The organism is Microcystis sp. LE19-41.2A (assembly GCF_027530405.1).
Lineage (GTDB): Bacteria > Cyanobacteriota > Cyanobacteriia > Cyanobacteriales > Microcystaceae > Microcystis > Microcystis aeruginosa.
Window position 1 is genome coordinate 1 of sequence record NZ_JAPZQJ010000205.1, and the last position, 10,261, is coordinate 10,261.

10 protein-coding genes and 5 pseudogenes are annotated in these 10,261 nt (G+C 41.4%); 7 read left to right on the forward strand and 8 right to left on the reverse strand.

The window, feature by feature from the left end:
* Nucleotides 1-21: 21 nt before the first annotated feature.
* Nucleotides 22-1,818 (forward strand): annotated as a pseudogene (locus tag O9290_RS09025) (RelA/SpoT family protein); the annotation flags it as partial.
* Nucleotides 1,819-2,052: 234 nt separating this feature from the next.
* A pseudogene (locus O9290_RS09030) lies at nucleotides 2,053-2,922 on the forward strand (IS630-like element ISMae26 family transposase); the annotation flags it as partial.
* A gap of 16 nt (nucleotides 2,923-2,938) precedes the next feature.
* Here O9290_RS09030 and O9290_RS09035 read toward each other — a convergent pair.
* Together O9290_RS09035 and O9290_RS09040 are read right to left on the reverse strand one after the other, a co-directional pair.
* A pseudogene (locus tag O9290_RS09035) lies at nucleotides 2,939-3,847 on the reverse strand (IS982 family transposase).
* Nucleotides 3,825-4,001, reverse strand: a complete 177-nt coding sequence (locus O9290_RS09040; RefSeq protein ID WP_155119311.1) for a hypothetical protein — start codon at nucleotides 3,999-4,001, stop codon at nucleotides 3,825-3,827. Before O9290_RS09040 ends, O9290_RS09035 begins: the two are co-directional and overlap by 23 nt.
* Nucleotides 4,002-4,229: 228 nt before the next feature.
* On the opposite strand from O9290_RS09040, the gene O9290_RS09045 reads away from it, so the two are divergent.
* The 4 genes from O9290_RS09045 to O9290_RS09060 all read left to right on the forward strand — a co-directional run bounded on the left by O9290_RS09045 (nucleotide 4,230) and on the right by O9290_RS09060 (nucleotide 6,466).
* The gene (locus tag O9290_RS09045; protein ID WP_288086913.1) at nucleotides 4,230-4,517 is read left to right on the forward strand and encodes an AbrB/MazE/SpoVT family DNA-binding domain-containing protein; all 288 of its coding nucleotides are present in this window, start codon (nucleotides 4,230-4,232) and stop codon (nucleotides 4,515-4,517) included.
* Nucleotides 4,514-4,951: a type II toxin-antitoxin system VapC family toxin gene (locus tag O9290_RS09050; protein WP_288086915.1), complete on the forward strand. Its 438-nt coding sequence runs from the start codon at nucleotides 4,514-4,516 to the stop codon at nucleotides 4,949-4,951. Before O9290_RS09045 ends, O9290_RS09050 begins: the two co-directional genes overlap by 4 nt.
* Before the next feature lie 168 nt (nucleotides 4,952-5,119).
* On the forward strand, nucleotides 5,120-5,491 hold the full coding sequence (locus O9290_RS09055; RefSeq protein ID WP_288086916.1) for a VHL beta domain-containing protein: 372 nt from the start codon (nucleotides 5,120-5,122) through the stop codon (nucleotides 5,489-5,491).
* Between the two features lie 372 nt (nucleotides 5,492-5,863).
* Complete coding sequence (locus O9290_RS09060; RefSeq protein ID WP_193958728.1) at nucleotides 5,864-6,466, forward strand: heme-binding protein; 603 nt, start codon at nucleotides 5,864-5,866, stop codon at nucleotides 6,464-6,466.
* Between the two features lie 2 nt (nucleotides 6,467-6,468).
* Here the strand turns inward: O9290_RS09060 and O9290_RS09065 are convergent, their stop codons facing one another.
* Nucleotides 6,469-6,942 carry a DUF29 domain-containing protein gene (locus O9290_RS09065; RefSeq protein ID WP_288086918.1) on the reverse strand — a complete coding sequence of 158 codons (474 nt, stop codon included), beginning with the start codon at nucleotides 6,940-6,942 and terminating at the stop codon, nucleotides 6,469-6,471.
* A 213-nt stretch (nucleotides 6,943-7,155) separates the two neighbouring features.
* Between O9290_RS09065 and O9290_RS09070 the strand changes: the two are divergent.
* Nucleotides 7,156-8,354 (forward strand): annotated as a pseudogene (locus O9290_RS09070) (RNA-guided endonuclease InsQ/TnpB family protein).
* A gap of 11 nt (nucleotides 8,355-8,365) precedes the next feature.
* Here the strand turns inward: O9290_RS09070 and O9290_RS09075 are convergent.
* The 5 genes and pseudogenes from O9290_RS09075 to O9290_RS09095 form a co-directional block, all read right to left on the reverse strand.
* Nucleotides 8,366-8,629 (reverse strand): hypothetical protein, encoded by a 264-nt coding sequence (locus tag O9290_RS09075; RefSeq protein WP_288086920.1) that lies wholly within the window; start codon nucleotides 8,627-8,629, stop codon nucleotides 8,366-8,368.
* A gap of 67 nt (nucleotides 8,630-8,696) precedes the next feature.
* Complete coding sequence (locus O9290_RS09080) at nucleotides 8,697-9,218, reverse strand: prepilin-type N-terminal cleavage/methylation domain-containing protein (protein WP_288086922.1); 522 nt, start codon at nucleotides 9,216-9,218, stop codon at nucleotides 8,697-8,699.
* Nucleotides 9,219-9,418: 200 nt separating this feature from the next.
* Complete coding sequence (locus O9290_RS09085; protein WP_287999104.1) at nucleotides 9,419-9,598, reverse strand: hypothetical protein; 180 nt, start codon at nucleotides 9,596-9,598, stop codon at nucleotides 9,419-9,421.
* A gap of 100 nt (nucleotides 9,599-9,698) precedes the next feature.
* Nucleotides 9,699-9,944, reverse strand: coding sequence for a DUF6876 family protein (locus O9290_RS09090; protein ID WP_353852131.1), 246 nt, complete (start codon nucleotides 9,942-9,944; stop codon nucleotides 9,699-9,701).
* 222 nt (nucleotides 9,945-10,166) lie between these two features.
* A pseudogene (locus O9290_RS09095) lies at nucleotides 10,167-10,261 on the reverse strand (IS5/IS1182 family transposase); the annotation flags it as partial.

The following is a 10,261-nucleotide window of genomic DNA, read 5'->3' on the forward strand; positions in this document are numbered from 1 at the left end:
GCCCCAAGTGTTCTTAGGCAATTGGGAATTAGTCGTGAAAGCAGAGAAGAAAAATTCAAAGATTTGTTCTCTTTAGAATTGCCTGCTTGGCTTCAAGAATGCTTGAGTGCTTATCAATCTGATTCTGGGCAAGATAAAAGTGAAGACAATGATCTAATCTGTCGTGCCTTCAACTTTGCCTATCAATTGCACAGAGGTCAATACTGTAAGTCAGGAAAACCTTACATCACTCATCCCATCGCCGTTGCTGGCCTGTTGCGAGATTTAGGTGGGAGTAGCACTATCATTGCGGCCGGATTCCTTCACGATGTGGTGGAAGATACGGAAGTAACTCCAGAAGAAATCGAGGCTAGATTCGGTTTCGAGGTGCGTAATTTGGTGGAAGCGGTGACAAAACTCTCCAAATACAACTTTTCTAGCAAAACTGAACGGCAAGCGGAGAATTTTCGCCGAATGTTCCTGGCGATGGCTCAAGATATCCGCGTCATCGTGGTCAAATTAGCCGAACGCCTGCACAATATGCAAACCCTCGAATACCTTAACCCGCAACAACAGCAACGCATCGCCCTCGAAACTAGAGAAATCTTTGCTCCTCTGGCTAACTGTTTAGGGATTGAGCGATTTAAATGGGAATTAGAGGATTTATGCTTTAAATACCTCGAACCCGATGCTTATCGGACCGTGCAGTTATTGGTGTCAGAAAAACGCATCGATCGAGAGGCCCGCATCGAAACCGTAAATAACACATTGCGGGAAAAATTGCAAGAAATTGGCATAAAAGTTCTTGATTTACAGGGTCGCCCCAAACATCTCTACGGCATCTATCATAAAATGCACAATCAGGGTAAAGAATTCGAGCAGATTTATGATATAGCCGCCGTCCGCATTATCGTCGAAACTAAAGAAGAATGTTATCGTTGTTTAGCCGTAGTTCACGACCAATTTACTCCGATTCCCAACCGTTTTAAAGACTATATCGGTTTACCAAAAGCTAACCGTTATCAATCTCTCCATACCACCGTTGTTGGTTTAAATGCCCGTCCCTTAGAAGTACAGATTCGCACCCTAGAAATGCACAATTTTGCTGAATATGGGGATGGGAGTGAACTAACCTCTGATGATAAAAAAAAGTTTAAGTTGCTGAGACAACGGCTAGATTGGCGGAAGGAATTTAAGGATATCCAGGAATACTGGAAATACGTGAACAGCCTGAACAATCTATTTGACGACGATGTCTATGTGTTTAATCTCCAAGGGGATGTCATCTTCCTAGCTCAAGGTTCAACTCCAGTGGATTTCGCTTACTGCATCCACACCGAGGTGGGACATCGCGTGAAAGGTGCTAAGGTTAATGGGCGTTGGACAACTTTGGACTACCTTCTGCAAAATGGGGATTTCGTAGAAATTGTCACCAGCAAGAATAGTCACCCAAGTCTAGACTGGCTCAATTTCGTGGCTACACCCAACGCCAGAAAATGCATTCTCGAGTGGTACAAGCAATCGCGAATGCAGGAAAGTGTGAGAAGTCCTAGAAAAAGAACTGGGCAGTGATGGATTTAAAAGATTCTTAGAGTCCGAATCAATGCGATCTTTAGTAGTTCAACTTAATTACAAAGTCGTTGAAGATTTATTGGCAGATTTGGGTTATGGAGAAATTACAATAGAGGACATAATGAACCCGTTGCGAAAAGCTGTCAAAACTCAGCCAGTATCGAAAAAGAACCGGAGCCGAAGACATTACTTCCGTGTCAGAACTTAGACTGGGATTCTGCCCCTCCTTCGAGTAAATCTCCCATTGTGGGTATCGAAGGTATGTTGGGTAGTGATTCGGTAGTAGTGGTAAGCCATCTTGCTTATCTGGACTGAGTTGTGTAGAATATTTACTAATAAAAATAATTGCTTGATAAATGTTGGGGATTTGCTTTTTATGATTGCTATTTTTATCAATATCTTCTCTTGGATAATTAAACTTTGGTTAAATTATAGCAATTCTTAGAGCTATGAGGTACAATGAAAAGCAAATAGACAAATAATAGAACTCGCCAGCTTCCTATGAGACCCTATTCCGTAGATTTTCGCCAAAAAATTATCGATGTCTGGAAGAAAGAAAAAATTTCTATTCGAGGACTAGCCCAGAGATTTGACGTGGCTAAAAGCTTTATTCAGAAGTTATTGAAGCAACATAAAGAAACAGGAGATATCCGTCCTCGTCCACAAGGGGGAAGTCCGCCAACCAAGTTAAATAGTGAACAACTGATAATTTTAATAGAAATCATCGAATCTAACAATGATGCAACTCTCGAAGAATTATCGGACTTACTGTATGAAAAGACACAGGTGAAAGTCAGTAGAGCCACCCTGGGGCGGCTTACGCAAAAACTCAATTACAGTTTCAAAAAAAAAAACCTACACGCGGCGGAAAAAGAAAGTGACAGGGTACAGCAAAAAAGAGTGGAATACTGGTCAGAAGTTCGGGAAATTGAGGCATCAAAACTAATTTTCATCGATGAATCGGGGGTAAATTTAGCCCTTTTGAGACTCTATGCTAGAGCCTTAATTGGCCGAAGAGCTCGGGGAAGAAAACCACAAAAAAGAGGGAGAAATATTTCAATAATTAGTGCTATAAGCTTAGAAAAAGTTGTGGCATCAGTCAACATATACGGTGCAGTGGATGCGGTAACATTTGAAGGATTTATTCTGAAGGAAGTGATGCCAAAAATTAAAGAAGGAGACTGTTTGCTCATGGATAACGCCAAGATTCATCTCGGAGAAATGGTCAGAGAAATAATCGAACAAGAAAAAGCTAGACTCATCTATTTACCTCCTTATTCTCCCGAATTCTCTCCTATTGAAAACTTTTGGTCAAAAGTCAAAGCGATATTAAGAAAACTGAAGGCGAGAACTTACAAAGACTTAATAGAACGTGAGTTCGACGGAGCTAAAAAATAGCAGGAGGTAGAGCAGGGAAGCCCTTTGGCTCTAAATCCAAGGAGGGTTTTTTGGGCAAATAGCTATAAGCAATCAAGCCAGCAAAGAGATTGACGAGAAAGTTCCAAACGCTGCGATGTCTGGAATGTTCAATCTGGCAGATATTTTTCAGTTCGTCGTTAACTGTTTCAATTAAAGAACGCTTGCGAAGCAAGATTTTATCAATAATTTTGACTAATTTTTGCTTCATCTTCTTTTTGGAGCGGGTAATTAATTGTAAGCCTCTTTCATAAAGTTTTTCAAAGAGTTCTTGAGAAATATAGCCCCGGTCTCCAAATAATTTACCGATGAGATCTTTGGTAAGATCAGGGACAGGTTTCCGGTCATCAGTATTAGCGGGTGTTAGCTTAAAAGCCAAGAGTTCTCCCCGGTCATTGATAATTAAATGTAGTTTAAATCCATAATGCCAACCCACAGAATTTTTACCCCAACCAACTAAACCTTTAAAAACTCGGTGTGACTTGCTACGACAAGGATGACAAACTTCTATCGGAGTAGAATCAATAAAGCTTATTCCTGTTATTTCTCCTTTGCAAGTCTGTAAAAAACAACATAACAACATCATCGACCAAGGCATTAATTCCACAAAACGATTATAGCTTACTAGCTGAGGAAAGGCTTTTTTTCAATGGGGAAGAACTTGCAAGGTGTAAAATTCTTTGAATGTCCGATAGCCGGAACCATGAAAAGCAATTACTATCGTCATGACTTCGCTCAAGCCTAGACGAGAACGACACAATTTCTCCCCAACAAATGATGTTAATTGAGGGAGAGACTGACAGTGCTTTTCAAAACTTTGATAGAAGTCATCTACATCACAAAAAATTGCGGTAAGATCAAGACGTGAATTTATATCCATAGCTGAGACCTTGGCGAATACTATTTCTAGCATAAGTCTCAGCTTCCTTTTTGCTAGAGTTTTTTCCGACAGCGATCGCCGTCTCTTTGTCATTAAGACTGGCTAATTGACAGAGTTTTTCTAGGATAGCTAGGCTGTAAGTCTCACTGTGCATGGATTTCAATGGGTTGAATTTCGTCGAACTCACGTTGCAAAAGTCTTAATTCGATCCTTGTACAGCAACATTTTTGAAGATTATCAACTACTAATAAATAATTAACTGAAAGTCCCTCCCATTATCGAAGATTTGGGTTAAAACCCCGTCGTTTTACGACGGCTTTTCCTGATTTTTGTCGAATTATTTTAGGGGTTTTAAGAGCTACAGGAGAAATATAGCGGTATAATGAAGATAAAAGAATTCAAGATAATTGCCATGGAATTAGTGACGCTGGATCGAAGTAGATGTATTCAAATTCCTGAAACTTTGCTGGAACAACTAGGCATTGAATATGATAGTCAATTTCAGGTAGTAGAAGTTCAAGATGGCAAGCTAGTCTTAAATCCAATTAAGGAAGAGCCAAAGGTTTATTACGAGAATGATGTTTTGGTTGTTGACAGCCAATTGCTAGTTAATACTGAAGCTTTTATCGAGGAGCTTAGACAAGAAAGAATGAATGAGCTAATGTTGTGATTAAAGTTTTATTCGATACGTCGGTTTTGGTTGCATCTATTTTAGTCAACCATGAACAGCACTCAGCTTGTATTTCTTGGTTAACCAGAGTTAAACGAGGAGAAATTAAGGGTTATATTGGAACTCATACTCTTGCAGAACTCTACGCAATTTTATCGGCTTTTCCTGCAAAACCTCGTCTATCTCCTCAATTGGTACAACAATTAATTAAAGAAAATTTAGATTCCTTTGAGATTATTTCCTTAACAAGCGATGATTATAAAGCTGTAATTAATCTTATGGTAACTTTAAATTTAAGAGGAGGAGCGATTTATCATGCTTTAATTGCTTATGGTTCATTAAAAGCGGAAGTCGATCATTTATTAACTTTGAATCTCAAGCATTTTATCCGTTTTGGCGGGAGAATAGAGAAAATTTCTATGGAACCGCGATAACCTAACTAGCATATTATAGCGGTAAGCGCTTGAGTGAGATACAGACCAAGCTTTGCCTAGCATGGTTTATAGCTCGTGACACTGTACCTCATACGACTGCACACCGCTATAAACATCGCCTTCATTATATCATAATCACGAAAAAAGACAATTAACCCTAAAAAGCCCATGCTATTAAAATGGTTGAAAATTACAGGATTGAGCTTGATAATATGGAATTTATGTTATTCGGCTGAGAGTCAAACCAGTGCAGAAATCTTACGTCCAAGAAGTTGCAGAGTAGAAAGTGAGTTACGTTCGCTTAATAGTAATGTATCAACTTATATTCAGGTGATTAATAGAAGTTCTTCTTCTGTTAAGGTGTACTGGATAGATTTCAATGGCAAACGTCAGCATTATTTTGACCTTGACCCCTTACAATCCCGTGACCAGCAAACTTATGTAACTCATACTTGGCTTATTGCTCAGTCTGGAGCGAACCAACCTTGTATACATATATTCCTACCAATTCCCCAAAAAGGAATTATTATTATAGATTGAGATGTTACAATTACTCCAGAGAAAACACTGAAGAAGTAGTGCTAATAACTCAAGAACAAAGTCAATATGGGGCTCTTCTCGACTTTGTGTGATAATTTTTGCTTATAGAATCGTGAAATATTTACCTGGAAAGACTTTTAGGACTATTTTGCTGAAGAAACTATCAGTATAGACCCCGTTTCCACACAGAAACCAGAAGAGCCAATATGGGAACTCTCTACTCGCCCTTAGAAATCCGTTGAATGGAAACTAAACAGTAAGATTCGTCAGCCGATGGATTCAAAGTCTCTCTACTCGCGCTTAGAAATCAGTTGAGCGGTCAACGGAAGTCAACTCGTCCCACAATAGAGAGGTCATCGCGCCCGATTCCCCATGAAACTACCTTACCTATTGATACCGCTCGGCTTCATCGCCCTAACCGCTCTAGTGATCGGGGTCTATCAAGCCTCTAGCGCTCCCCTACCCGCAGGATTTCCGACCCCGACCCCGAACGGACGGATCGAGGTGAAGAACTATCCCGCCTATCGCGCCGCTACTTACCGCTATCGGGGTCAACTTTCCGAGGCGGCGAACCGGTCGTTTTATCCCCTGTACCAACACATCAGTTCCAACGAGATCTCGATGACCGCACCCGTTGAAACCCGTTACTCCGCAGACACGGGAGCGACATCGGGAGAGGCCGAAGTTTCCTTTCTCTACCGCGACACCGACACTTACCCGAAAGAGGTGGCCGATAATATTCGGATTGAGGATGTACCACCCATGACGGTGGTGAGCTTGGGATTACAGGGAGGTTACGATTTTGACAGTTACCAACAGGGATTGACCCGACTGAACGAATGGCTGGCAGAACATCCGAGCTACCGGGCGATCGGTTCCCCCCGTCGCTTTTTCTATGATGGTCCCTACGTTCCCGATCCCCTGAAACGGAGTGAAATTCAAATACCCGTCGAGGCGGTATCGTCGAATCGTTGAACTCATGGCCAATCCTGACTGGTATCGCAGAGGAAATGGTCAGTCATGATGTCCTCGAAGGTGAAAAGACAGTGAGAGGGAAAAGTCCGTATCGGTAAGTCCGTGTCTCGCAAAGCCAAATCGACTCCGGCCTCGAAAGCATCGGATAAAGCCGTCGGTATCCGGGATTTTAAACTAGGATTGCCCTGTAGATGCCGTCTGATCGCTCGTCTCTGTTCTCTAATCGTCAAAAACCAACTACGAGAACGTTTATCTGGCTGATATTCCCATTTGAGAAGATGTCCTACCAAAACGGTCAGACGGCTCACCAGTTCTCGATATTCTTGTTTACCTAAGGAAATGATTTCCTCCCGCAAGTTTTGCCAGTCCAGAGCTTCTACTTGTCGGGTGGCCAGAGCTTTCGCTTGTAGCTCTGTCCAGCCGTAGAAGTCGGATTCATACAGGGCATTCGCTCGATCTGACTTATTGGAACTCATATCTGACCATATTTGTACTGGAACTAGATAATACGTTGATTAACATTTTGATTATGACAAAATGGCTATTTGGCGGGGAATGTCCCCACCAATAAAGTTTACCGAAATTTTGGGTTAAAGCCCCGTCCTTTTAGGACGGCTTTTTAAACTATATCTTGTTAACTTAACTTTTATTGTGCTATACTGATTTTATCTGAGTAACCCGTGCGTAAAATGTTTGTCTTAGAGTTTAAAGTTAAAGCTAAAACTCAACAGTATCAAGCCATAGACGATGCTATTCGTACTGCTCAATTCATCCGTAACAAATGTGTAAGGTTATGGATGGATACAAAAGGTACGGGTAAGAACGATTTATACCGATATTCTAAAGAATTAGCTCAGGACTTTAAATTTGCCGATGAACTTAATTCAACTGCTAGACAGGCAAGTGCTGAACGTGCTTGGAGTTCAATTAGTCGTTTTTACGACAACTGTAAACGTAAAGTATCAGGCAAAAAGGGGTATCCTCAATTTAAAAAATCGAATACAAACAATCAGGATGGAAGCTTCTTAGCCCTAAAACTGTTAAGTTCACTGACAAGAAAAACATTGGTGTTCTTAAGTTGGTAGGAACTTGGGATTTAGGGTACTTTCAAGAATCCGATATTAAACGGGTTAGGTTGATTCGGAGAGCGGACGGTTATTATTGTCAATTTGTCCTTTCTTGTGACGTTAAAGAAGATGTTAAACCATCAGGTAAGTGTATTGGCTTAGATGTAGGTTTGGCTTCTTTCTATACAGATAACAATGGCAACAAGGTTGATAATCCTCAATTCTTGAGAAAGTCCGAGAAACGATTAAAACGACTTCAAAGGCGATTATCTAAAAAGAAAAAGGGAAGTAAAAATCGTCAAAAAGCTAGACAAAGATTAGCTAAAGCTCACCTTAAAGTAAGTAGGCAACGTAAAGACTTTGCTGTGAAATTAGCAAGGTGCGTAGTTCACTCTAGCGATGTGATAGCCTACGAGGATTTAAGAGTTAAGAACTTAGTCAAGAATCATTGTCTAGCTAAATCGATAAATGATGCGGCCTGGTATCAGTTTCGGGAATGGATAGAGTATTTTGGGGTTAAATTCGGCAAGATAACGATTGCTGTCTCACCGAATTATACAAGCCAAAACTGTTCAAACTGTGGTGAAACTGTCAAAAAATCTTTATCGACTAGAACCCATCAGTGCAAATGTGGATGTGTTTTGGATAGGGATGAAAACGCCGCAATCAACATCCTTAAAAGGGGACTAAGTACGGTAGGGCATACCGGAACCTTTGGGCTCGATCCAATAAACGCTTGGGGAGAGAATACCTCTACTTTTTCAGAAGCAATTCTGTCTAAGCAAGTAATCTCTGTGAACCAAGAATCCCCGTCTCTTTAGAGCGGGGAGTGTCAACAACCGCCACAGCAGTGACGATACTCGTCATAGATTTCGTGCTGTCGTTCGAGGGCGGCGATTTCCTTCTCTTCTTGCCGTTGCCGAATGGTGCTATCGATGGCGGCCTTCATGATAGCGTTATCGCCGTGAGCGAGTCTGAGGGTGTAGAGTTCGACTGGGGATAGAGGAAAGAGGGTTCGTGTTAGCAGGGTGAGGTCGAGGGTGGGAAGCTGAGGGAATTGTCGGGAGAGGTCGGCCAATAGAGTTTGTTCTGTCATCGTCGTGTTTCTTGAATGATTTACACCCGATGGCGTTAGCCTTTTCTCCCGTCTTTTTTTTTCTTTTTCATCTCTGGCATCGGTTGTCTTCGCGGATATCCCATGAACCATCGACACGGAATAAAAATAGACAGCGTTTGGCGGTCGTTCCCTGGGCGGTCAGTGTCAGTCGCCCTAATTGCCCCCAAGAACCGCCCATGCCGCCCTTTGTATCGGCCCAACTAACCCGGTAGATCGTGCCGTCGTTTCCCCCTGGTCCCCTGACCCTTCTCAGGGTCGAATTGGCGGTGTCGATGTCCACCCCGTCCGTCAGAGACTGCCATTCGCTGACCGTCTCGCAATCGTCGCCGGCTATCTTGGCCACCTCGATCCGTCCGTCGTCTTTCATGCAGAGGGCGGTGGGAGTGGTTCCACTTCCCATAGCATCAAAACGGGTAAACTTCCAATGTTGGGAAAGTTCAAAGGTGGCCATATCTAGGCGTAGTTCCGCTATTAATCTCGAAAATATAGAAAAACCGATCAGCAGCAGGATAGTGATCAGGGTTAAGGTGACGAGCAGTTCGATAAGGGTGTGGCCAGATTGACGCATGGTGTTAACTCCCGTTGGTTTTCGACCGCACTCGACCTTTTTCTGTTTTCTTATTTTTTTATTTGTCGTTTCTCAACCGAGCTTTGTCTGAAAATAGCCAGCGATCGTTTCCTTTCGACAAAAAAGGCGATAGTCGCAGTGACCATCGCCGAACTGGGAAAAAATAGTTTACTACCCGCACAAGATTTATTTTTATTTAATTATTCCCATCTTTTTTTAATGTCTGATAATTTTGTAGATTGAGCGGTATAATTTTCGTAGTTTTCTAATGTGATTCCAGAGCCGAAAACAACGAATACTCGTGTTGAGTTTTCAGAGATTCTTTTGACAATTCCTTTTTCTCCAGTGGGAATATAAGTAACTTTATCTCCTGGTTTCATGGTTTGCTACTGGGTTTAGTTTTAATTAGTGATTGCTTTAAATGGTTAACAGTTATTAGAAAAAAACTGATAACTGTTAACCAATTTTAGTCCTGAATTGTTAATATTCTGATGGCAGCAGTAGAACCCCATCGGCTAGATAGAGGGTGACTGACTCCAGGGGAAAATCTGTATAGGAGATTTCCTGGCTTAGTGCGATATTGCCTTCGTCTCGTTCACAGGTAAGGGAAGCAGAATGGTCGGAATTGACCCTTAGCTTCCAAAATTGAATCCTCTGTAACATCGGATCTTTTTTAACTTTAAGGGATATTTGCCAGGAGGCGATCGCATCAGAACTCTTGCAAATTAATTATATGTTATAATCATGGGTTAACTAATTTTCCCCAAAAAATTAGTTAACCAGTACATTTGTCCTGAATGAAAACTTGAAGTTTAACTTTTAACTCAAAACTCTTTAGATATGCTTTAATTTGGTTATCAAAACCTCTTTATTTAAGCGGCACAAACTATCTCAATTATAAAAATTGAGAATAAATTCTCCTTGACTTGATTAATCTTTAGGCAACTTTTAAGAAGCTGCTATACCTATCCCTAACTCACAGTTATAAATAGCCGCCAACAAGTTAACTCTTAAACTATATCTTCGACGACGATTCCGATATT

What these genes read in the sequence shown, in the direction of transcription:
- O9290_RS09040 (WP_155119311.1), bottom strand. Translation starts at nt 4,001, where the DNA reads ATGCACAGTGAGACTTACAGCCTAGCTATCCTAGAAAAACTCTGTCAA.
- O9290_RS09045 (WP_288086913.1), top strand. Translation starts at nt 4,230, where the DNA reads ATGAAGATAAAAGAATTCAAGATAATTGCCATGGAATTAGTGACGCTG.
- O9290_RS09055 (WP_288086916.1), top strand. Translation starts at nt 5,120, where the DNA reads ATGCTATTAAAATGGTTGAAAATTACAGGATTGAGCTTGATAATATGG.
- O9290_RS09060 (WP_193958728.1), top strand. Translation starts at nt 5,864, where the DNA reads ATGAAACTACCTTACCTATTGATACCGCTCGGCTTCATCGCCCTAACC.
- O9290_RS09065 (WP_288086918.1), bottom strand. Translation starts at nt 6,942, where the DNA reads ATGAGTTCCAATAAGTCAGATCGAGCGAATGCCCTGTATGAATCCGAC.
- O9290_RS09075 (WP_288086920.1), bottom strand. Translation starts at nt 8,629, where the DNA reads ATGACAGAACAAACTCTATTGGCCGACCTCTCCCGACAATTCCCTCAG.
- O9290_RS09080 (WP_288086922.1), bottom strand. Translation starts at nt 9,218, where the DNA reads ATGCGTCAATCTGGCCACACCCTTATCGAACTGCTCGTCACCTTAACC.
- O9290_RS09085 (WP_287999104.1), bottom strand. Translation starts at nt 9,598, where the DNA reads ATGAAACCAGGAGATAAAGTTACTTATATTCCCACTGGAGAAAAAGGA.